The following is an 18,984-nucleotide window of genomic DNA, read 5'->3' on the forward strand; positions in this document are numbered from 1 at the left end:
ACTTGGCGGCGTCACCATCGGCACGCAGTTTGCCGGGCGGTGAACGCCTTGCGCGAGACCTTTCGCCCAGCGAGAACCTTCACGCACCCGGAGACACGCATGAACGAACTCAGCAGCTATTTCGCCCACCATCCTCTTGAAAATCCGGCGAATTATCTGGGAACCGACTTCGATCCCGCAGGCGCTGCGGCCTACAGGTTGCGGCTGCGCGGCTGGAAGGAACGCTATCGCACACGAATGCGCGCGGCGTCCTCCGCCGCCGGCCCGTCCTCATGCTCCCGCCGGAACACGCCGGCGCAGCCGCCGGCGCCTTCTCATTGCTGGTACTCCTTCAGCCGGTTGTAGAGCGTCTTCATGCTGATGCCCAGGAGCGCCGCGGTGCGCTCCTTGTGGCGCCCGCAGCGCTCGTAGGTGGCAAGAATGACGCGCCGTTCTACATCCGCGAGCTGCGTGCCCACTTCGATCACGATTTGGTCCTCCCCCGCCTCGGGAGGTGCCGCATGGCTGTCTCGCTGGCCGTTGAGCGCAGGGGGCGCGAACGCCCGGCCGCGCGTTGCATCGGGCTCGGGCCCGGCGCCCGCGCTGTCCGCTGCGGGCAGCCATTCCTCGTCGATCTCGTTGCCGGAGGCCATGACCCATGCGCGCTGCACCACGTTGCGCAGCTCGCGCACGTTGCCCGGCCAACGGTGCACCGCCAGCCGTCCCAAGGCGCCCGGCGTGAAATGCTTGCTGCCGCCTTCCTGGCGCGCCAGGTCTTGCAGAAAGCCCGTGGCAATGAGGGCGACGTCGTCGCCGCGTTCACGCAGGGGCGGCAGCGCGATCGGAAACACGTTGAGGCGGTACAGCAGGTCTTCGCGCATGGTGCCGCGCGCCACCGCCTCGCCGGCATCCCGGTTGGTGGCCGCGATGATGCGCACATCGGTCTGTTGCACCTGTGTGGAGCCCACTCGCATGAAGGTGCCGCTCTCCAGCACGCGCAGCAGCTTTACCTGCAGCTCGAGCGGCATTTCCGTTACTTCGTCCAGAAACAGCGTGCCGCCATGCGCGCGTTCGAAGAAGCCCTGGTGCTGGCGCTCCGCCCCGGTGAAGCTGCCGCGCTCGTGGCCGAAGATTTCGCTTTCGACGAGGTGCGGCGACAGCGCGCCGCAGTTCACGGCAAGAAACGGCTGCTCGCGCCGCCGGCTCAGGTCGTGCACCGCGCGGGCGACCAGTTCCTTGCCGGTTCCGCTCTCCCCGTGGATGAACACGGTGACGGCGGTGCCGGCCACACGCGAAATCTGCCGGTACACGCGCTGCATCGGCTGCGAACGGCCGATCAGGTGGCCGAAGCGCCCGGTCTCGCGCCAGAGTTCCTGCACCTCGTCGAGTTCGGCGCGCAATTGCGACGGGGCGATCAGGCGCGACAGCAGGCCCTTGAGGTGCTGCGGATTGATCGGCTTCACGAGGTAGTCGGCCGCACCGAGCCGCAGCGCCTTGATGGAGGTCTCCAGGCTCGCCTGCCCAGTCATGAGGACCAGCATGGTGTCACTCACGATCTCGGGGTCGTTCAGCAGGTCGAAGCCGCTGCCGTCGGGCAGGTGCAGGTCGAGCAGCAGCAGATCGGGTCGCTGCATGGCAACCAGGCGGCGCGCCGCGGCGATCGAATGCGCGCACATCACCGTGTGCCCTTCGCGCGCGACCAGGGCGGCAATCATCCGCGCCGAATCTTCGTCGTCTTCAACAATAAGTGTGTGGCCCAACTTCGTTCCTGGCTTGATGCCTTGCTGCGCTGCCAAAGAGTGCTTGCCTCGCTTTCATACGCGAGTACCCCGGTACGGATCTTGCGCCCACGCGCAATAAATGCCGGACGGTTCAGTCGTTCAAGCTCTGTACGAATTCGTGCACTTGCTCTGTCAGAGAGGTCATACGCGCCACCTGTCGCTCCAACACGCCAAGCGCTTCGCGCCTCGTGTCGGCGTCGTCGCACGTGCGCAAGAGCTCCAGCGCCACCGCCATGGCGCCCACAGGGCTGCGCAGGTCATGCTCGAGGCGTTGCGCGCTTTGCGCCTGGCGGGACAGGCGCGCCTTGTGCAGCGCCAGCTTTTCTTCTGCAGCCCGTGCGGTGCGGGCTTTCTGCCGGAGCGCGAGACCCAGTCCCGCACATCCCGCAATAGCGAGGCATGCCCCGATCAGCAGCACCGGCTGCCCCCTGTCTCCCGATAGATTTTTCATGGCGCGAGTTTGCGGCAAACGCACTACCCCTGTCTGCCCGGGAGAACCGCAAGATTTGCCGCAAGCCTTCCAACCTACAGGTGCCGCGAGAGCGTTCGAAACGCGTTTTTGCGTACTTTTAAACTAGTTTTTCACCGCGGGACTCCTGAATACCCTGGCACGACCGTTGCGCAGTGATCACGCCACCGGGATCGGAGGCGCTACGGAGAACCATGAACACATCGATCGTCTTGCGGGCTCGCCAGGTGCAGGCCTCTGTCTTTTCCCCCCGCCTGCAGCAGGCTGTGCGGCTGCTGCAGATGTCTTCGCAGGAATACGCGCAGGCGCTGCGCGACGCGGCCGAGCTGAACCCCTTTCTCGAGATCGAGCCGGCGCCGCAAGACGGCCACGAATCCATCACCGAAACCGTGTCGGCCGCGGCAGATGCTGCCGCCGACATCGAATCAGCCGCGGCCTTCGACAGGATTACCGCGGCGCCGGCGTCGAGCGATAGGCACCTGTCGCATGACGAGAGCTTCGACCTGATGCAGCGCCTGCCGCTGCCGGATTCGCTGCGCGCCCACTTGCACGGGCAACTCGGCGTGCTGCGCATCTCCGCTCGCGAAATGGCATTTGCGCGTGCCGTGGTCGAGGCGCTGGACGACGACGGCTACCTTCGCATCTCGCTCGAGGACATGGGCTCCGCCCTCGGAGAAACCGGTGCGGATGCCGAACGCGAACTGCGCACGGCCCTGCGGCGCGTGCAGGCGCTCGACCCTGCAGGCGTGGCGGCGTGCAGCGTGGCCGAGTGCCTTTGCCTGCAGCTCGAGGCTTCCCCAGCGCATGCGAAAGAATTGGACGCAGGCATCCTTCAACTCGCGCGGCGGATCCTCGAAGAGCACATTGGCCTGCTTGCGACGCATGACCTCGGCAAGTTGGCCAAGGCGCTAGATGCAGCGCCGCAGGAAGTGCAGTGCGCAATCGATTGCATCCGGCGGCTGAACCCGCACCCGGGCTGGCAGTTCGGCGAGACGGCGGCGCGCATCGTGATACCCGACGTGACCGTGAAGAAGGTGCGCGGCACTTGGCGGACCTCGCTCAATGCCAGCGCCCTGCCTCGCGTGAAGGTGAACTCGGCCTATGCGCAGTTGCTCGAGCAGCATGGCGAGAAACGCGGCACAGGCCAGTGCGCCGCCATGAAGGAATGCCTGGAGCAGGCACGCTGGATGGTGGGCAGCGTGTCGCAGCGCGCATCCACCATTCTCGACGTGGCCCGCGCCATCGTCGCGCGGCAGAAGATGTTCTTCGAGCACGGCCCGCTCGCCATGAAGCCGCTCGGGCTGCGCGAGATCGCCGAAGAAGTGGGCGTGCACCCGTCCACCGTGTCGCGCACCGTGCACAACAAGTACATGGCCACGCCCGCCGGCGTTTTCGAGCTGCAGCACTTCTTCTCACGCGGGCTCGAACACGCGGCCGGAGGCGCGAGCGCGCCGGTGGCGCTGCAGGGGCTCATCCGCGAACTCATTGCCGTCGAAGAACCCGTGGCGCCGCTGAGCGATGCGGCGCTGGCGCGCCAGCTGGCGCAGCAGGGCTTTCGCATTGCGCGCCGCACCGTCACCAAGTACCGCCAGAGCATGAACATCGATCCCTTCGAGCGCCGCCGCGCCCAAGGGGGAGAAATGGGAGCTGCGGCCTAGCCCGCAAGGGAGACAACATGTCCATCGAATTTCTGCGCGTGCTTGCGAAGCATCCCGCGCCCGCGACGCTAACCGACCCCCACGATGTCGACAACCTGCTGGTGCTGCGGGCCGCCGGCCTGGTTGCAGCCCTCACCTTCAAGCCCGATGCCGGAGGCCGCGAGGTGGGCCGCTTTCTCGCGCTGACGCCCGACGGCCGCAGCGCGCTCGGCATGGCCACAGACGGCTCGAACCGCGGTGCGCAGGCCATTTCCCAGTTGCAGAAGTTGCCGCAGTGAAGAGGTATCCGTGTCCTACCGCTATCTCGAACGACTGGCCCGCAAACGCCTCCCGATCTTCGTGGCACGGCCGTCCAAGGTGCGCGCGCTGCGGCGGCTCGCGGCCACCGGGCATGTGGACGTTCGCTTCTACCCGCCGGATTCGGGCGCCGGGCAGTTCGGCGAAGTCCGGGCACTCACGCCCGCCGGATGGAACGCCGTTCGCGGGGCCGACTCACCCTGAAACGCCCGCCGCGAGCGGCGGCGCAGCGCGCTCAGCGGCGTCCGGCGCTCTGCGCGGTGGCGCTGCGCATCGTGCAGGCGGCGCGGCCTTCGGCGGTAATGGCCGTGACGATGGCACGTTCGATCCGCCGTTCGCCGGTGCGCAAGACCACCGTCGGCTCGGTCATCGCCTGCAGCAGCGAAGCGCTGCGCAGTGCAAGGATCTTGTGGATGTCGTCTGGCTCCGAGCACACCACGGGCATCTGGCGGCGCGAGAGGAATTCAAGCAGTTCATAGCACTCGCTGGCATGGCCCATGCGCGATTGCGATCTTTTCATGACAGGACGTCCAAGGCGTTGAAAAGAAAAGTGGAGGAAGAGGGAACAACTCGAGCGGCAAGCGACATGCCTGCGCTGCGCGGGCATGCGCGTTGCCAAGAAAAACCTGGACACCCCGCTCCACCGGGCGGGCCCGAAATCATCACTCTCAAGGAGCACATCGATGACCATCCAAAGCACAGTATCCCGTCTCGGCTTGGCCGCAGTGGCCTCTTGCGCATTTGCGGCTGCTCTTCCCGCGGGCGCCCAGAGCGCGAGCTCCCGCGGCGACCAGGCCACACAAACGAGCAGCGCCGCCGGCAAGTCGGACCAGGCAGGCAAGCCGTCGAAGGGCGACCAGCGCTTTATGAGAGACATTGCGCAGGCCAACCTCGCGGAGATCGAAACCGGAAAGCTGGCCCAGGAAAAAGCTTCGAAGGACGAGGTGAAGCAGTTCGGCAAGACCATGGTCGACGACCACACCAAGGCGCTGAGCGAACTGCAGGAAATCGCATCGAAGAAAGGCGTGGAGCTGCCGACCGAGCCCGACGCCAAGCACAAGGCCACCGCAACCGCGCTGAAGGCCCTGAGCGGTGAAACCTTCGACAAGCAGTACATGTCGATGGCGGGCCTTTCCGACCACAAGAAGACGCATGAAATGCTGCAGAAGGTGCAGCGCAATGCGGCCGACGCAGACCTGAAGGCCTATGCGGCCAAGACGCTGCCGGTGGTTCACGGCCACTTGACGACGGCGCAGGGAATCACCGGCAAGAAGTAAGTCCGCCGCCCTATTCGTCCGGCTGTCCCGCTTCTTTCGAAGGCTGCTCGATGCGGTCGAGCACCCGTTCCGGCGAAACGTTTTCCTGGAGCTCGTCGAGCTCCGGGTCGTGGGCCGCCGGAATGTCCATGCGCTTGGCGATCTCGGTGACCAGCGTCATGATCTTCGTGATCTCGTGCTCGCCCAGGAGGCTGATCTGAAGATCGAGATCGGCGCGCTGGTCCGCCAGCGCCGCCATGCGGTTCTGGCTGATCATCACGAAGGTCGAGATGAAAATGGCCTCGACCGACGCGACCATGGCCAGCACCACGAAGGTGGGGTCGAACGCGCGCACCATGGGTACCCACCCCAGGTTGACGACGATCCATCCCCCGTAGATCAACAGGTGCAGGTACACGAACTTCATGCTGCCCGCAAAGCGGGTAATGGCGTCGGCAATCCTGTCCTGCAGGCCGGTCGATATCTTTTTCTGCTGGCGCCGCCGCACCAGCGCGGCGATGTTGCGGTCGACCACGCCCGCTACAGGCGCCTGCGCTGCCTGGCCCTCCCTGGCCGATTCAGCCGCCGCCACGGATCGCTCCCGTGGCCGACTCGTACTGCGAACCATAGATGGCGCGCGCGCCCTGCGCTTGCGCATCGGGCACGCACAGGTAGATCTCATGCCCCGGCCGGGCTTCGACGCGCAGCCCGCTGGAGCGCAGCATCGCCTCCACGCCGGAATGGTTGGGGGCCCACCAGTTGGTCGGGTCGTTGGCGAGCCGGTGTTCGATGAAGGCCATGCGCGGCCATCCGCTCTCGAGGAGTGGCGTGCGGTCGTCGATGTTGCAGTCCGCCGTGTCGGTATAGACCGAGTCGCCCGGCATGGTGAGCGTCTGGAACATCATGATGCGGCGCGTGCGCTCGGCCAGCAGGTCGAGCGCCAGCAGCGGATAGCGCAGGTGATAGAAAACGCCCATGAACCACACGAGGTCGAAGGTTTCGCTGGAGCGCGCCAGGTCGTACACCTGCATTGCCCGAAATTCCACCTGCGACTCCATGCCCAGCTGGCCGGCGGCCCACCGGGCCTGAGCGAGGTAGTGCGCATCGACATCGATGCCCAGCACCGAGGCCCCACGCCGAGCCAGCTCGAAGCTGTAGAAGCCGGCGTTGCAGCCCACGTCGAGCACGCGCCATCCGCTGAGGTCTTCCGGCACAAAGGGCTTGATCTCCTGCCATTTGAAGTTGGGAAAATCACCACCGAGAAAATGCTTGGGCAAGGTTTGCACGCCGCCGGGCAGGTGCAGGTTGTGGAACCAGGGGCCCAGGGCCTCGATCTGCTGGCGAACGGAGTCTTGGTCCTGCCCGGCTGCGGCGGCCGCGGCTGGCTTCTGGTTGCTATGCACGTGCATGCCTCCTCTTTTCATGCCGCCTCGCGTACTTGCAGCAGCGTGCGTGCGTAGCCTTCGAGCTCGGCGGCGCGGTGAGCGGCGGTGTGCTCCGAAAGAATGCGCCGGCGCGCGCGCTCGCCCACGGCGCGGCGCTCTTCCTCCGGCAGTTCGCGCAGGAGCCGCAGCACTTCGCCGGGCGAATCGGCCAGGAAGATTTCTTCGCCCGGCACGAGCAGCGATTCGATGCCGTCCCAGCGGTCGCTGATGATCGGCGTGCCGCACGCCGCCGCTTCGAAGATGCGCACGCTGGGCGACCAGCCGGCCTGGATCATGTCGGCCCGGGTCACGTTGAGCGTGAAGCGCTGCCGGTTATAAAAATCGCGGTGCATGGCCGGCGGCAAATGCGCCGTGTAGCGCACGTTCCGGGGCCATTCGATGCTGTCCGGATACTGCGCCCCGGCCACTTCGAAGCGCCCTTGCGCCCACTGGCGCGCGGGCTCGAGCAGCAGCGTTTCGAGCGTGGGCTGGCGGTCGTCGCTGTAGGTGCCCATGTAGCCGAGGTCGCAATCCTGCGCCACGGCTTCGGGGTAATACAGCTCGGGGTCGACCGAGCAATAGAGCATGCGCGCGGCTGGCGAGCCGAACTCGCGCTCCAGCCGGTCGAGCGTGGGGCCGCCGGTGAATGAAAGGTACATGTCGTAGCCCGCAATCTGGCGCGCCTGCAGGTAGGGGGTGCCTCCGCGCGCGAGCGCGGCCAGCGTGACGGGCGTATCGATGTCGTAGAAGGCGGTGCGGCCCGGTGCCTCGGCCTGCACCCAGTCGCCGATGGCCACGCCGTCAGGCACGAAGGAGCCGACGATCACCAGGTCGGCCTCGCCGATCTGCGCCGCATGGTCGCGCTGCAGGCTGGCAACGTCGGCGTACAACGCCGTACGGCCGAAGGGCGGATTGGGCAGGTCGCGGTGCCCGGCATACCACGGCACGTCGCGCTCGAGAAACAGCACGTCATGCCCGCACCGCACCAGTTCGCGCACCAGGCCGCGGTAGGTGGTGGCGTGGCCGTTGCCCCACGACGAAGTGATCGAGAGCCCGAGGATGACGATCTTGAGCGGTGAAGATTGCATGCTCATGCAACCTCCAGCGCTTGTGCGGCGTCGCGGCCTTCGAGCAGCGCCTCCAGCTGTGCGGCGCGGTGCGCATAGGTGTGCTCGGCCAACACGCGGCGGTATGCGGCCTCGCCGATGCGGCGCGCGCTTGCGGCGTCGAGCTGGCGCACATGCGCCGCCACCTCTTCGCCGTTGGCGGCCACCAGCACTTCCTTTCCAGGCTCCAGAAAAAGCTCGATGCCCTCCCACGCATCGGTGATCAGGCAGGCGGCGGAGCCGGCCGCCTCGAACACGCGCGTGGCTGGCGAAAAACCGTAGCGCGCCATGCTGTCGCGGCTCACGTTGAGCACGGCCATGGGCGTGCGGTTGAATGCGTTGTGGTCGGCGGTGTAGACATGGCCGACATAGCGCACGTTGCTGGGCATGGCCTTGTCGCTCCAGCCGCTGCCGCCCAGCAGAAAGCGCTGCTCGGGCAGCAGGCTGGCGGCGCGCAGAAAGAACTCTTCCACGCGGGCCTCGCGATCCGGCAGGCGGTTGCCGAGGAAGCCCAGGTCGGCTTCGAAGCGTGCGTCGGGCCCGACCGGGTGATGCGTGGAGGGATCGAGCGCGTTGTAGATCGGAATGCAATCGCGCGCACCGGCGCGGCGGTAGGCCTGCACCACGGGGTCGCCGCCGCCGTAGGTCAGCACCATGTCGTAGCGCGGCACCAGCGCATGGAACGGGTCGGCCGCATCGGCCTGCAGCCGGTCGAGCGTGGCGGGCGCATCGACGTCCCAGAACACGACGCGCGTGCCCGGGCCCTGCAAGTCGAGCACGGCCTCTTCGAGCAGCGCATCGAACACGCCCACGCCGCTGGCCTTCACCACCAGGTCGGCACCGCGCGCATGCTCGACCATGCGGCGCGCATTGGCATCGCCCTCGCCCGGATACACGATGACCTCCGCCCAGTCCGGGTCGTCCATGTCGCGGTGCTGCTGCCGGCCGAAGGCATCGGGCTCGTAGAAGCGCACGCGATGGCCTCGCTCGTGCAGCGCGCGAACCATGCCGCGGTAATAGGTGGCTGCGCCGTTCCAGTAGGCTGACACGAGGCTGGATGCAAAGAAGGCAATGTTCATCTTTTTCTTCATGCGGGAATGCTCCGGAGGTGGGTGGGCTCGCCTTCGAGCTCGGCGTGAATGGCCAGCAGCTCGTCGACGCGGTGGGCGCAGGTGTGGCGGGCAAGCACGGTTTCCAGGCCCTGCTCGCGCAGCGCGCGCGCCAGGTCGGGGTCGTGCAGCACGTCGCGCAAGTGGCGGCGCATGGCCCCGCCGTCCTCGGCCACCAGAAAATCGCGGCCGGGCGTGAACAGCCCTTCGGCGTCGTTCCACGGCGCGGAAACCAGCGGAATGCCGCAGGCCAGCGCCTCGAACACGCGAATGGTCGGAATGCCCGGCAGCGCCTGTACGTAGGGCCTGCGCGGCACATGCACCGTGACGCGGTGGCGCGCAAAGACGCGCGGCGCCCGGTAGTTGGGGAGCCAGCCGCCGAAGTGGATGCGGGCGGCACGCAGGCGGTCCAGCGCTCTGTCGGGGTAGCGCACGCCGTGCAGGCGCGCCTTCAACCGCAGGTCGTGCACCGGCTGGAGCAGGAACTCGTCGAGCTCGGCCTCGCGCTCGTCGTCTCCCCAGTTGCCTATCCAGACCAGGTCGCCCTCTTCCACTTCGTCCGGTATCGGATGGAAGTGGCGGATGTCGGCGGCCTCGTGCCAGGTCCACGCACGGCGCGCCCAGCCCTTCTTGCGGTACAGGTCGCGGATCACGTTGCCGAAGGCCAGCACGCCGTCGTAGTGCGAAAGGTCGTAGCCGGCCATGCTCTTTTCTTCGGTCACCGAGCGGTGGTGCGTGTCGTGAAAGAAAAGCCGGTAGCGGCCACCGTCACGCCGGTGAAGGCCGATGCGGCGCACCAGCGCATGGTCGTTCCATTCATGCACCAGCACCACGTCGGCGTCTTGCAGCGCCTCGTCGAGATCGAGCGTGGCGGGGTCATAGGTGGTGCTGTGCAGTTCCGGGTACACCCGCGCGAACTCTTCGAGCGGCGCCTGGCCGTGCTCGGCCTGCAGGTTGGTGCGGCTCCATGCGCCGTGCGGCTCGTACACCGCAAGCTCGTGGCCGCGCGCAAGCAGCTCGCTGCACACGCCGCGCAGAAAGTGCGCATTGCCATGGTTCCAGTCGGAAACGAGCGAATGGCAGAACATCACGAAGCGCATGCGGCCTCCTTTGTTTTTCTTCGGGTCCGCCCCGCGCCGCCCGCACGGGAGGACGCCGCCGGCGCGAGCAAGCGGCCGTAGGCCGACATGTAGGCGTCCGCCATGCGCGCCGGCGTGAAATGCCGCGCACGCTCCGCCGCCCGGTGTGCCATCTGCTGGCGCAGCGGCGCATCGCCGATCAGCCGCATCAAGGCCGCTTGCAGCGCATCGTGGTCGTCCGGCTGTACATACAGCGCGGCGTCGCCCCACACTTCGCGCAGGCTCGGCACGTCGCCCAGCACCAGCGCGCATTGCGAAAGCGCCGCCTCGAGCGCCGAGAGCCCGAAGGGCTCATAGCGTGCGGGCAAGGCATAGATCGATGCGCGCGCGAACTGCGCGGCCATGGCGTCGGGAGCCAGCTCGCCGAGCCACAGCACGCCGGGCGCCTGGATGCTCTTCTCGCCGGCACCCGGCGCCGATGCCGATCCAGCCACGCACACCGGCCAGGGCAAGCGCGTGGCCACGGCCTGCAGCGCCGATACGTTCTTGGCGGCATCCCACAGCCTGCCGGCCGAAAGAATGACCGGCTCCTTGTCGCCTGGAGCGAACATGTCCGCGCTGCGGCCATTGGGCAGCACCAGGCCGCCGTGGATGTAGCCGTAGTCGAGCGCGAGCGACGAGAGCATGGCTTCCGTCGGTGCGCCGACGAGGCCGGCACCGTCGAGCCCTTGCCGCACCGTGCGCCGATAGGTGTCCCAGCTTGCCGGCACAAGCTGGCGATGCACCGCGCGCCACCACGAGGCCACGCACGAATGAGCGACCACGAGCTTCGGTGCCGCAAACGGCAACGCGCCGAAAGCGAACTGATTCAGGTGCACAACGTCCGGAGCCAGTTCGCGTTCAAGGCCGAGCAGCCATTGGCCGGCGCGGCGCACGTCGTCCCACGGGTTCTCCATCCACTCGAGGCGCCACTCGCTCACGTGCAACTGCAGGCCGGGGAGCAACGCGGCCTGCGCCCGCTGCGCCGGCGTGGGCAGTGCGCCCATGGTGGCCAGCGACACGCGCACACCCCGCTCGGCGAGCGCAGCGGCAAGCTCCAATGCGTGGCTCCAGACGCCGCCGACCGTGTCGGCTGTCATCAGCACATGGCGCGGCGCTTGTTGCGGTGTTTCAGCGTTCATAGATCGCATCCAGCACGGCCGCCACTTCGGTCAGCCGCTCGATCTCGGGATCGAAGGCGCCGCCGTCCGCGAGCGCGCGCGCCCAGTGCACGGCGGCCCGCCCACCCCAGTCGTCGGGCGGCGAAGCGAGCTGTATTGCACGCGTGCCGTCGAAGCGCTCGGCGACAAAATCGTAGAAGGAGCCGTTCACGTTGCGGAACGAGGCGCCCCCGCGCGTGCCGTGAAAGTTGGCTTCGATGACGGCGTCGCGTCCCGCCGGCAGGTTCCAAGAGCACGCGAGCCGCGCCACGCAACCGCCCGCCAGATCGATCTGCGCCACCGCATGGTCTTCGACGACCGCCGAAGGCAGCGCCAGGCGCCGGCCGCCCGCGTGAAGGCGACTCGACACCGCCTCGACGCGCGGAAAGCCCAGGGTCCAGAGCGCCAGGTCGATCATGTGGATGCCCAGGTCGATCACGCAGCCGCCGCCCGAAAGCACCGGGTCGCGGAACCAGGGCTTGTCGGGGCCATAGGCGTTGTGGAACACCAGGTCCACGGCATACACCTCGCCGATCTCGCCGGAGGAGACGAGCTCGCGAATGCGCTGCATGCCGGCCGTGCGCCGGTAAGAAAGATCGACGCCCAGCAGCCGGTTCGCGCGCTTCGCTGCATCGATCACGCCTCTGGTTTCCTCGGCCGTGCGTGCCAGCGGCTTCTGGCAGAACACCGCCATGCCGCGCGCGAGTGCCGCTTCGGCCTGCCGGGCATGAAGCGCGCTCGGCGTGGCGATCACCAGCCCGTCGAGTTCGCTTTCGAGCAGCGCATCGAGCGAGCGCAATCTGGCGGCGCCGGGTGCCAGCGCGCACGCGGCATCGCATGCATCGGCCTGTGCATCCGCCACTGCAGCGATCTCCGCCGAGCCGTCTTTCGCAATGGCTTCCATGCGGTTCCTGCCGATCCAGCCGACGCCCAAAAATCCGAGCCGAGGCCGCCGAAGCGGCGCAGCCTGCGTGCCTGCGGACGGCGCAGTCGCCAGCCCCGGCTCCAGCGCATTCATCATGTGCGCCGCCTTCACGTGGTCACCACCGCTTTCAGAAAACCGTCGGGCCGGGTGCGCGTGAGCTCCAGCGCCTCGCCCAGCCGGTCGAGCGGCAGGCGGTGCGTGAAGAGCGGCTCGGCATCGAGCACGCCCGCGGCCATCATGTCGACGGCTTCGCGGATGCCTTGCACGTACATGCGCGGGTCGCGCTCATGCGCGTTGATCACGTCGATGCCGCGCCAGTTCCACATCTGCATGTTGACCTGCCGAGTCCCGTCCTGGTGATATCCCGCAATCACGAGGCGGCCGCGCTCGCCGGTGATCTCTCCGGCCAGGTCGAGCGGCCACTGCAGGCCGACGGCTTCGACGGTGCGTTCGCACATCTTCTCGCCGGTGAGGCGCTTCACCTCGTCCAGGATGCGCCAATGGTCGTCCATCACGATGGTGTGCGCGGCGCCCGCGTGGCGCGCGACCTCCAGCGCAAAGGGCCGGCGCGATATGGCGATGACCCGCGCGCCCGCCTGCGTGGCAAGCCGCGTGAGAATGGCGCCGAGAAACCCGATGCCGACGATGGCCACGGTCTGGCCGGCTCGGATGTCGCTGCGGCGGAAGATGTTGACCGCACAGCCCAGCGGCTCGCCGGGCATGGCCACAGCGGCGAGCGAGGCCGGTAGCGGCACCACCGAACCCGCATCGGCCACGTCGTATTCGGCATGCGCGCGGTAAGTGAGCGCGGCCACGCGGTCGCCCACGGCCAAGCCGGTAACACCCTCGCCCACGGCCGCCACGCGGCCCCAGCCTTCGTGCCCCGGCGCACCGGCCGGCTGCGGGTATTCGAACCATGAGCGGCCCTCCCACAGCGGCAGGCTCGAAGCACAGACACCCGAGCCCTCGAGCTTGAGAAGCACCTGGCCCGCAGCGGGTTCGGGCGTATCCACCTGCCGCAGGACAGCCTGTCCCGGCGAAGCAATGACACTGGCGAACATGCTCACCTCCCGGCCGCTGCAAGCACCGGGCGGCGCTGCCCGCTCTTGCGGGTGGTGGCGGGTTGCGCCCGCATCTCTCGCAGCCACTGGTGCAGCCGCTCGATGCCGTGCCGCGCGTCGACGGCCGGCCGCCAGCCCGTGGCGGCCTCGAAGCGGCGCGTGTCCGACACGTAGTAGCGCTGGTCGCCGGTGCGCCAGTCTTCATGCGCGGTCTCGGGGCGCTTGCCTTCGAGCACTTCGATCTGGTCCAGCAGGTCGAGCAGGCTGATCACGTTGCGCGGCCCGCCGCCGATGTTGAAGGCGCCGCCGGCCAGCTTGCCGATGTTGCGCTGCGCCAGCACGAAGGCATCGACGAGGTCGTCGACGAACAGGATGTCGCGCACCTGCTTGCCGTCGCCGAAGAGCGTGATGGGTTCGCCGTCGAGCGCGCGCAACAGGAAGTGCGCCACCCAGCCCTGGTCTTCGGTGCCGAACTGGCGCTGGCCGTAGATGCAGCTCATGCGGAAGACCACCGTCTTCATGCCGTAGCTGCGCGCGTAGTCATGCACGTACTGGTCGGCCGTTCCCTTGGAGCAGCCGTAGGGGCTGTGAAAGTCGAGCGGCCGCGCTTCGGAGATGCCGTGGCTTGCAATCTCGGCCGCCACCGGTCCGTAGCGTTGGCCCTCGAGCTTGAGCTCCACATCCTCCAGGCCGCCGTAGACCTTGTTGGTCGAGGTCATCAGCACCGAGGGCGGCACCGGCTGCGCGCGGGCCGCCTCCAGCACGTTGAGCGTGCCGAGCGCGTTCACCGCAAAGTCTTCACGCGGGTCGACCAGGCTGGTGGTCACCGCGACCTGCGCCGCAAAATGAAAGACATGGTCGGCCCGGGCAACCGCGCGCTCCACTGCGGCGGCATCGCGAATGTCCGCAACGGCCACGTCGAGCCCGGTTGCATGGTTCTGCTGCAGCCAGTCGAGGTTGCGCTCCACGCCGGGGCGCGAGAGGTTGTCGAACACCAGCACGCGGCGGCCTTCGGACAGCAGCCGGTGCGCGAGGTTGGCCCCCACGAAGCCCGCGCCACCCGTGATGAGCGTGACCCGATCCTTGCCGTTGAGCGTGCGCCGGGGAGTGAGTACTGCGTCCCGGCTGTTCATATGGCCAACCCGCGCGCGGAAAGCTCTGCACTCGCTTGCGCCACGCGGTCGACCGCCGCCTGCCCCTCCAACCAGGCCGCGAGCTCGGCCAGACCATCTTCCAGGCTCACGCGGGGCGAATAGCCCAGCACGCGGCGTGCCTTGGATATGTCCGCATAGCAGTGGCGTATGTCGCCGACGCGGTACTTGCCCGTGATTTCGGGCAGCAGGTTTTCCTTGCCCACGGCCTCGGCCACGCGCTGGGCGATGTCGCGCACGCTGTAGGCCTCGCCGCTGCCGATGTTGAACACCTCGCCCGCGGCGGCCGGCATTTCGAGTGCAAGCCGCGAGGCGCGCGCAATGTCGTACACGCTCACGAAGTCGCGCTGCTGGTGCCCGTCCTCGAAGATCTTGGGCGGGCTGTCGTTGAGCAGGCGCGACGCAAAGATCGCGAGCACGCCGGTGTAGGGATTCGAAAGCGCCTGGCGCGGGCCATAGGCGTTGAAGAAGCGCAGCGCCGCGGTCGGAATGTTGTAGGCCCGCCCGATCATGAGGCACATGCGCTCCTGGTCGAACTTGGACAACGCATACACCGATGCGAGCGCGGGCGCCTTGTCTTCCGGCGTGGGCGCGGGCACCAGCGCCAGCCCGTCTTCGTCGCGCCATTCCCAGTCGCCGCGCCGCAGCTGCTCGAGCGTTCGCTCCTGCACCGTGCGCAGCTCGCCGCTTGCGGTGCGGTAAAGGCCCTCGCCATACAGGCTCATGCTCGATGCGACGATCAGCTTCTTCACCGGTTTCTCGATCAGCGCCTCCAGCAGCACCGCGGTGCCCAGGTTGTTCACCCGCGTGTAGTGCGCCACCTCGTACATGCTCTGGCCCACGCCCACTGCCGACGCGAAGTGGTAGACCGCGTCGACGCCCTTGAGCGCATTGCGCACCGCGGCCGGGTCGCACACGTCGCCGACGACGAGTTCGATGTCGGCCTCCAGGTAGTCGGGCCTGCGCCCGCTGTCGCCATGCACCTGCGGCGCAAGGTTGTCGAGAACGCGAACGCGATAGCCGTGGGAGAGAAGCTCGTCGGCAAGATGCGAGCCGATGAAACCGGCGCCGCCGGTGATGAGAATTTGCTGCGACATGAAACCCCTTTTTTGTTTGAGCCGCCAGCGAGTCGTCGAGGGAGATATCTTCTTTTTCAACGCCTTGGCGAAGCCCTAAATTCGACGACAAATTGCCGCCTTCATGTGCGAAGGTACTTACCTGTGTGTAGGCGCGTTGCCCTGTTACGCCACTGCAGAGTTGGGTCTGTGCATCGAGGGTGTTTCGCGTGCGCGCGAGGCTTCAAACGAGCGTAGATTGCGAAGGAACAAAGCTTCGGCTTGTGTTCAATCACGTCGCCCCGCGCACGCGCGGCGGCTCTCGCAAAGGTCTCCAACATGAGCAAGATACGTGTCGCAATCGTCGGTGTGGGCAACTGCGCCTCCTCGCTGGTGCAGGGTGTTCATTTCTATGGCAACGCCCAGGGCACCGACTTCATTCCCGGCCTGATGCACCTCGATCTCGCGGGCTACCGCCCGTCGGACATCGAGTTCAGCGCGGCCTTCGACGTGCATGCGCAAAAGGTCGGGCGCGACCTGGGCGAAGCCATCTACGAAGCGCCCAACAACACCATCCGCTTTGCCGATGTGCCCAAGCTCGGCGTGCCGGTGCACCGCGGCCCCACGCACGACGGCATTGGCGCCTACCTGAAGGAGGTGGTGCCGCTCGCGCGCGGCAAGGCGCAGAACGTGGCGAAGATCCTGAAGGAGACGAAGACCGACGTGGTCGTCTCCTACCTGCCCGTGGGCTCCGAGAAGGCGACCGAGTGGTATGCACAGCAGGTGCTGGAGGCCGGCTGCGCCTTCGTCAACTGCGTGCCGGTGTTCATTGCTTCGCGGCCCGAATGGGAAAGGCGCTTTGCCGAGCGTGGCCTGCCAATCATCGGGGACGACATCAAGTCGCAGGTGGGCGCGACCATCGTGCACCGCATCCTCACCGATCTTTTCAGGAAGCGCGGCGTGCGGCTGGACCGCACCTACCAGCTCAACTTCGGCGGCAATACCGACTTTTTGAACATGCTCGAGCGCGAGCGGCTGCTGTCCAAGAAGATCTCGAAAACGCAGGCCGTCACGAGCCAGCTCGGCCATCCCATGAAGGCCTCCGACGTGCATGTGGGCCCGAGCGACCATGTGCCGTGGCTGGACGACCGCAAGTGGTGCTACATCCGCATGGAGGGCACCACCTTCGGCAATGTGCCGCTGCAGTGCGAAGTCAAGCTCGAGGTGTGGGACTCGCCCAATTCCGCCGGCGTGGTGATCGATGCGGTGCGCTGCGCCAAGCTCGCGCTCGACCGCGGCGTGGGCGGCGCGGTGCTGGCGCCTTCGAGCTATTTCATGAAGTCTCCGCCGCAGCAGTTCACCGACGACGAGGCCCGCGAACTGGTGGAGGCATTCATTCGCGGCGACGCCGAAGCCGCCGCGCCGCCCGAACGCAAACCCCGTGCGCATGAACATGCGCCGCGCCACACGAAGAGGAGCAAGCTCGCATGATCGAAGCCGTCAAGTTCTGGAACGAGCCCAACAACAAGTCGCACTGGGACCTCGAGCTCGACCCCGACTGGTCGGCCTATGCGCAGATGGTCAAGCTCGCATCGAGCGCCGTGCGCGCGGAGAGCAGCACGCTCACTCAAGTGCTGGGCGGCATTTCACCGATCGACGCGCACTTCATGGCGGGGCTGCGCGACCGCGGCGTGCTCGACGGGCTCGACGCGGTGGCGGTGCACGGCTTTCCGCTGGACTGGAACAACTGGCAGATCCACGAATGGCCGCGCCGCATCGCCGAAATCGAGGCAGTGACGCACCTGCCGGTGTGGGTGACCGAAGTGGGCGTATCCACCTTCGGCGCCGAAGAGGTCCAGGAGTTCGGCCTGCGCCGCACGGCAGCGCTGCTGATCGGCCGGGTGCCGCGCATCTTCTGGTATTCGCTCTACGACCTGCCCCAGGCCTGGCCGGCCACCACGCGGCACCGCGAGGCCGAGGGGTCGAGCTACTACCGGCACTTTCACATGGGGCTGCTGCGCGAAGACGGAACGCCCAAGCTCGCATGCGAGCAGTTTGCAAGTTACACGCCCTCGATGGGCATTTGCCAGTGGTTCCACTTCGAAGACCACCGGCTCGACGACGCGGTGCGCTGGCTCGACCGGCTGGGCGTGCGCCACCTGCGCACCGGGCTGAGCTGGGCCGACAGCTTCCGGCCGAACGCCGAGCGTTGGTTCGACCGCCAGATGCGCGCGCTGGAAGACTTCGACGTCACGCTCACCTTCTGCTTCACGCCCGAGCACCGCGGCATTGCGCCGCACCACACCAGCCCGCCGCAGCAACCCGAGGAGTTTGCCGAGTTCTGCGCGAGCATGGTCCGGCGCTATGCGTCGAACCGGGCGTGCACGGTGTTGCCCTTTGCGGCCGCCGGCACCACGGCGCCGTCGCGCATGCCCGCCGCGAGTTGAGCCGGCGAAAGCTCTCCGGCCGAAAGCAGGCCATCGAAGTATTCGATGGTCTTGCGCAGGCCCTCTTCGAGCTGCACGCTCGGCTGCCAGCCGAACATCTCCTTGGCAAGGCGGATGTTGGGCCGGCGCTGCATGGGGTCGTCCGAAGGCAGCGGCGCGAATGCGAGCTTCGATGACGAGCCGGTCAGCTTGATGACCAGCGTTGCAAGCTCGCGCACGGTGAACTCGACCGGATTGCCGATGTTCACCGGGCCCGGCCCGCCGGCCGAAGCGTCCATGAAGCGGTTGAGCCCTTCCACCAGGTCGTCGACGAAGCAGAAGCTGCGCGTCTGCAGGCCCTCGCCATAGATGGTGATGGGGTCGCCGCGCAGCGCCTGCACGATGAAGTTGGACACCACGCGCCCGTCGCGCGGATGCATGCGCGGCCCGTAGGTGTTGAAAATGCGCGCCACGCGAATGTCCACCTGGTGCTGGCGGTGGTAGTCGAAGAACAGCGTCTCGGCGCAGCGCTTGCCCTCGTCGTAGCAGCTGCGCACGCCGATCGGGTTGACCTTGCCCCAGTAGCTCTCGGGCTGCGGATGCACGTCGGGGTCGCCGTACACCTCGCTGGTGGAAGCCTGCAGGATGCGCGCCCGCACCCGCTTGGCCAGGCCGAGCATGTTGATGGCGCCATGCACGCTGGTCTTGGTGGTCTGCACCGGGTCATGCTGGTAGTGCACGGGCGATGCGGGGCACGCCAGGTTGTAGATCTGGTCTACCTCCACATACAGCGGAAAGGTGATGTCGTGGCGCATCAGCTCGAAGTGCGGATTGCCGAGCAGGTGCTCCACGTTGCGCCGCGTTCCGGTGAAGAAGTTGTCTGCGCACAGCACCTCGTGGCCTTGCGCGAGCAACCGCTCGCAGAGGTGGCTCCCGAGAAAGCCCGCGCCGCCGGTCACGAGAATGCGGCGCTGGGAGTTGTAGACACGCATGATCGAAGCTCCTGTGG

Annotated in this window: 21 protein-coding genes; 7 read left to right on the plus strand and 14 right to left on the minus strand. The window is 67.2% G+C overall.

The features are described from left to right. The first annotated feature begins 99 nt into the window (after nt 1-99). Nucleotides 100-345: a hypothetical protein gene (locus EJI00_RS17075; protein WP_126748686.1), complete on the plus strand. Its 246-nt coding sequence runs from the start codon at nt 100-102 to the stop codon at nt 343-345. Here EJI00_RS17075 and EJI00_RS17080 read toward each other — a convergent pair. Both EJI00_RS17080 and EJI00_RS17085 read right to left on the minus strand, forming a co-directional pair. Continuing rightward, nucleotides 315-1,739 (minus strand): sigma-54-dependent transcriptional regulator, encoded by a 1,425-nt coding sequence (locus EJI00_RS17080; protein WP_126748687.1) that lies wholly within the window; start codon nt 1,737-1,739, stop codon nt 315-317. The genes EJI00_RS17075 and EJI00_RS17080 overlap by 31 nt on opposite strands. Before the next feature lie 112 nt (nt 1,740-1,851). Further along, entirely contained in the window at nt 1,852-2,211 is a 360-nt protein-coding gene (locus EJI00_RS17085; protein WP_126748688.1) for a histidine kinase dimerization/phospho-acceptor domain-containing protein, read from the minus strand. 212 nt (nt 2,212-2,423) lie between these two features. On the opposite strand from EJI00_RS17085, the gene rpoN reads away from it, so the two are divergent. The 3 genes from rpoN to EJI00_RS17100 are packed head-to-tail and all read left to right on the plus strand — an operon-like array spanning nt 2,424 to nt 4,388. Next, on the plus strand, nt 2,424-3,887 hold the full coding sequence (rpoN, locus tag EJI00_RS17090; protein ID WP_126748689.1) for an RNA polymerase factor sigma-54: 1,464 nt from the start codon (nt 2,424-2,426) through the stop codon (nt 3,885-3,887). Between the two features lie 17 nt (nt 3,888-3,904). Next, nucleotides 3,905-4,165 (plus strand): hypothetical protein, encoded by a 261-nt coding sequence (locus tag EJI00_RS17095; RefSeq protein ID WP_126748690.1) that lies wholly within the window; start codon nt 3,905-3,907, stop codon nt 4,163-4,165. 10 nt (nt 4,166-4,175) lie between these two features. Further along, a complete protein-coding gene (locus EJI00_RS17100) occupies nt 4,176-4,388 on the plus strand; it encodes a hypothetical protein (protein ID WP_126748691.1) in 213 nt (70 codons plus the stop codon). Nucleotides 4,389-4,419: 31 nt separating this feature from the next. Here the strand turns inward: EJI00_RS17100 and EJI00_RS17105 are convergent, their stop codons facing one another. Then, nucleotides 4,420-4,704, minus strand: a complete 285-nt coding sequence (locus EJI00_RS17105) for a hypothetical protein (RefSeq protein ID WP_126748692.1) — start codon at nt 4,702-4,704, stop codon at nt 4,420-4,422. 163 nt (nt 4,705-4,867) lie between these two features. Between EJI00_RS17105 and EJI00_RS17110 the strand changes: the two genes are divergently transcribed. Then, on the plus strand, nt 4,868-5,461 hold the full coding sequence (locus EJI00_RS17110) for a DUF4142 domain-containing protein (protein ID WP_185868152.1): 594 nt from the start codon (nt 4,868-4,870) through the stop codon (nt 5,459-5,461). Between the two features lie 10 nt (nt 5,462-5,471). Here EJI00_RS17110 and EJI00_RS17115 read toward each other — a convergent pair whose 3' ends face one another. From EJI00_RS17115 to EJI00_RS17160, 10 genes are read right to left on the minus strand one after another with little or no spacing between them, the layout of a single operon-like run. Then, entirely contained in the window at nt 5,472-6,032 is a 561-nt protein-coding gene (locus EJI00_RS17115; protein WP_260590750.1) for a DUF1003 domain-containing protein, read from the minus strand. Next, nucleotides 6,019-6,849 (minus strand): TIGR04290 family methyltransferase, encoded by an 831-nt coding sequence (locus EJI00_RS17120; RefSeq protein WP_126748695.1) that lies wholly within the window; start codon nt 6,847-6,849, stop codon nt 6,019-6,021. Before EJI00_RS17120 ends, EJI00_RS17115 begins: the two co-directional genes overlap by 14 nt. 11 nt (nt 6,850-6,860) lie before the next feature. Then, nucleotides 6,861-7,958, minus strand: a complete 1,098-nt coding sequence (locus EJI00_RS17125) for a glycosyltransferase (RefSeq protein ID WP_126748696.1) — start codon at nt 7,956-7,958, stop codon at nt 6,861-6,863. Beyond that, nucleotides 7,955-9,061: a glycosyltransferase gene (locus EJI00_RS17130; protein WP_126748697.1), complete on the minus strand. Its 1,107-nt coding sequence runs from the start codon at nt 9,059-9,061 to the stop codon at nt 7,955-7,957. Before EJI00_RS17130 ends, EJI00_RS17125 begins: the two co-directional genes overlap by 4 nt. After that, nucleotides 9,058-10,179 (minus strand): glycosyltransferase, encoded by a 1,122-nt coding sequence (locus EJI00_RS17135; protein ID WP_126748698.1) that lies wholly within the window; start codon nt 10,177-10,179, stop codon nt 9,058-9,060. The genes EJI00_RS17130 and EJI00_RS17135 overlap by 4 nt, the downstream gene beginning before the upstream one ends. Continuing rightward, a complete protein-coding gene (locus tag EJI00_RS17140) occupies nt 10,167-11,339 on the minus strand; it encodes a glycosyltransferase family 4 protein (RefSeq protein ID WP_260590751.1) in 1,173 nt (390 codons plus the stop codon). Before EJI00_RS17140 ends, EJI00_RS17135 begins: the two co-directional genes overlap by 13 nt. Continuing rightward, nucleotides 11,329-12,378, minus strand: coding sequence for a Gfo/Idh/MocA family protein (locus tag EJI00_RS17145; RefSeq protein WP_221885047.1), 1,050 nt, complete (start codon nt 12,376-12,378; stop codon nt 11,329-11,331). The genes EJI00_RS17140 and EJI00_RS17145 overlap by 11 nt, the downstream gene beginning before the upstream one ends. Before the next feature lie 11 nt (nt 12,379-12,389). Next, complete coding sequence (locus tag EJI00_RS17150; RefSeq protein ID WP_126748700.1) at nt 12,390-13,343, minus strand: MDR/zinc-dependent alcohol dehydrogenase-like family protein; 954 nt, start codon at nt 13,341-13,343, stop codon at nt 12,390-12,392. Between the two features lie 2 nt (nt 13,344-13,345). Further along, nucleotides 13,346-14,476 carry an NAD-dependent epimerase/dehydratase family protein gene (locus EJI00_RS17155; protein ID WP_126748701.1) on the minus strand — a complete coding sequence of 377 codons (1,131 nt, stop codon included), beginning with the start codon at nt 14,474-14,476 and terminating at the stop codon, nt 13,346-13,348. Continuing rightward, complete coding sequence (locus EJI00_RS17160) at nt 14,473-15,591, minus strand: NAD-dependent epimerase/dehydratase family protein (RefSeq protein ID WP_126748702.1); 1,119 nt, start codon at nt 15,589-15,591, stop codon at nt 14,473-14,475. The genes EJI00_RS17155 and EJI00_RS17160 overlap by 4 nt, the downstream gene beginning before the upstream one ends. A gap of 297 nt (nt 15,592-15,888) precedes the next feature. Between EJI00_RS17160 and EJI00_RS17165 the strand changes: the two genes are divergently transcribed. Together EJI00_RS17165 and EJI00_RS17170 are read left to right on the plus strand one after the other, a co-directional pair. Then, a complete protein-coding gene (locus EJI00_RS17165) occupies nt 15,889-17,040 on the plus strand; it encodes an inositol-3-phosphate synthase (protein ID WP_260590752.1) in 1,152 nt (383 codons plus the stop codon). Continuing rightward, nucleotides 17,037-17,996, plus strand: coding sequence for a glycosyl hydrolase (locus EJI00_RS17170; RefSeq protein WP_126748703.1), 960 nt, complete (start codon nt 17,037-17,039; stop codon nt 17,994-17,996). Before EJI00_RS17165 ends, EJI00_RS17170 begins: the two co-directional genes overlap by 4 nt. Here the strand turns inward: EJI00_RS17170 and EJI00_RS17175 are convergent. Further along, nucleotides 17,912-18,967: a UDP-glucuronic acid decarboxylase family protein gene (locus EJI00_RS17175; protein WP_126748704.1), complete on the minus strand. Its 1,056-nt coding sequence runs from the start codon at nt 18,965-18,967 to the stop codon at nt 17,912-17,914. The genes EJI00_RS17170 and EJI00_RS17175 overlap by 85 nt on opposite strands. Nucleotides 18,968-18,984: the final 17 nt, after the last annotated feature.

It is taken from the genome of Variovorax sp. DXTD-1 (genome assembly GCF_003984625.1).
Lineage (GTDB): Bacteria > Pseudomonadota > Gammaproteobacteria > Burkholderiales > Burkholderiaceae_C > Variovorax.

Bases quoted from the DNA above. Each gene is read 5' to 3' on its own strand.
- EJI00_RS17075 (WP_126748686.1), top strand. From the start codon at position 100: ATGAACGAACTCAGCAGCTATTTCGCCCACCATCCTCTTGAAAATCCG.
- EJI00_RS17085 (WP_126748688.1), bottom strand. From the start codon at position 2,211: ATGAAAAATCTATCGGGAGACAGGGGGCAGCCGGTGCTGCTGATCGGG.
- rpoN (WP_126748689.1), top strand. From the start codon at position 2,424: ATGAACACATCGATCGTCTTGCGGGCTCGCCAGGTGCAGGCCTCTGTC.
- EJI00_RS17095 (WP_126748690.1), top strand. From the start codon at position 3,905: ATGTCCATCGAATTTCTGCGCGTGCTTGCGAAGCATCCCGCGCCCGCG.
- EJI00_RS17105 (WP_126748692.1), bottom strand. From the start codon at position 4,704: ATGAAAAGATCGCAATCGCGCATGGGCCATGCCAGCGAGTGCTATGAA.
- EJI00_RS17110 (WP_185868152.1), top strand. From the start codon at position 4,868: ATGACCATCCAAAGCACAGTATCCCGTCTCGGCTTGGCCGCAGTGGCC.
- EJI00_RS17120 (WP_126748695.1), bottom strand. From the start codon at position 6,849: ATGCACGTGCATAGCAACCAGAAGCCAGCCGCGGCCGCCGCAGCCGGG.
- EJI00_RS17125 (WP_126748696.1), bottom strand. From the start codon at position 7,958: ATGAGCATGCAATCTTCACCGCTCAAGATCGTCATCCTCGGGCTCTCG.
- EJI00_RS17130 (WP_126748697.1), bottom strand. From the start codon at position 9,061: ATGAAGAAAAAGATGAACATTGCCTTCTTTGCATCCAGCCTCGTGTCA.
- EJI00_RS17135 (WP_126748698.1), bottom strand. From the start codon at position 10,179: ATGCGCTTCGTGATGTTCTGCCATTCGCTCGTTTCCGACTGGAACCAT.
- EJI00_RS17140 (WP_260590751.1), bottom strand. From the start codon at position 11,339: ATGAACGCTGAAACACCGCAACAAGCGCCGCGCCATGTGCTGATGACA.
- EJI00_RS17145 (WP_221885047.1), bottom strand. From the start codon at position 12,378: ATGATGAATGCGCTGGAGCCGGGGCTGGCGACTGCGCCGTCCGCAGGC.
- EJI00_RS17150 (WP_126748700.1), bottom strand. From the start codon at position 13,343: ATGTTCGCCAGTGTCATTGCTTCGCCGGGACAGGCTGTCCTGCGGCAG.
- EJI00_RS17155 (WP_126748701.1), bottom strand. From the start codon at position 14,476: ATGAACAGCCGGGACGCAGTACTCACTCCCCGGCGCACGCTCAACGGC.
- EJI00_RS17160 (WP_126748702.1), bottom strand. From the start codon at position 15,591: ATGTCGCAGCAAATTCTCATCACCGGCGGCGCCGGTTTCATCGGCTCG.
- EJI00_RS17165 (WP_260590752.1), top strand. From the start codon at position 15,889: ATGAGCAAGATACGTGTCGCAATCGTCGGTGTGGGCAACTGCGCCTCC.
- EJI00_RS17170 (WP_126748703.1), top strand. From the start codon at position 17,037: ATGATCGAAGCCGTCAAGTTCTGGAACGAGCCCAACAACAAGTCGCAC.
- EJI00_RS17175 (WP_126748704.1), bottom strand. From the start codon at position 18,967: ATGCGTGTCTACAACTCCCAGCGCCGCATTCTCGTGACCGGCGGCGCG.